We start from the raw sequence: 783 nt of genomic DNA, 5'->3' as shown, positions 1-783 counted from the left end.
TTCGGCTTCGCAAATGGTGCGGATTTTTCTCGCAGTTGGATGTGATACGATTTTCCGGGGACGCCAGCCAGTATCACTGCCTGCATACATTGTTGCATTTCATGGATCACAAAATTTGAATTGGAAACACGGCGCATGAACTACCTGGCGGTCATAGCAATCTACAAATTCGAAATGGCGAGAGGCAGGCAGAGGATCATGCAAAACATCATTGCACCGGTTCTCTCAACCGCGCTCTATTTTGTCGTTTTTGGAGCCGCTATTGGCAGCCATATTTCCGATGTGGACGGATTGAGCTATGCGGCTTTTATCGTTCCCGGACTGACGATGCTGTCGCTTCTGACACAGAGCTTGGGATTGGCGGCCTTCGGGATCTTTTTTCCGAGGTTTAGCGGAACGATCTACGAGGTCATGTCAGCGCCAGTTTCGACTTTCGAACTGGTGATCGGATATGTTGGTGCAGCGGCAACCAAATCCATTCTCGTTGCGGTCATCATTATCGTGACCGCACGGTTTTTCGTCGATTTCAAGATCGAGCACCCCGTCTGGATGGTAGTCTTTCTTGTTCTGACGGCGGTATCCTTTGCCATGTTTGGTTTCATCCTCGGGATCTTGTCAAAAAGCTTCGAACAATTGCAGTTCGTCCCTCTTCTGCTGGTGACCCCCATGGCATTTCTGGGGGGGACGTTTTATTCGATCAAGATGTTGCCGGATTTCTGGCAAACCGTTGCACTGGTCAATCCCGTCGTTTACCTGATCTCGGGCTTTCGCTGGAGCTTCTAC

At 50.1% G+C, this 783-nt stretch carries 1 protein-coding gene; it reads left to right on the top strand.

Going from position 1 to position 783, the window contains the following annotated elements:
* Window positions 1-135: 135 nt before the first annotated feature.
* Window positions 136-783, top strand: a 648-nt coding sequence (locus E1297_RS01160) for an ABC transporter permease (RefSeq protein WP_155132846.1), incomplete at its 3' end; no start/stop codon positions are given.

Source organism: Roseibium sp. RKSG952 (genome assembly GCF_009711355.1).
Note: the sequence above shows the minus strand (reverse complement) of the source record. Positions and strands in the feature narration are given on the sequence as shown.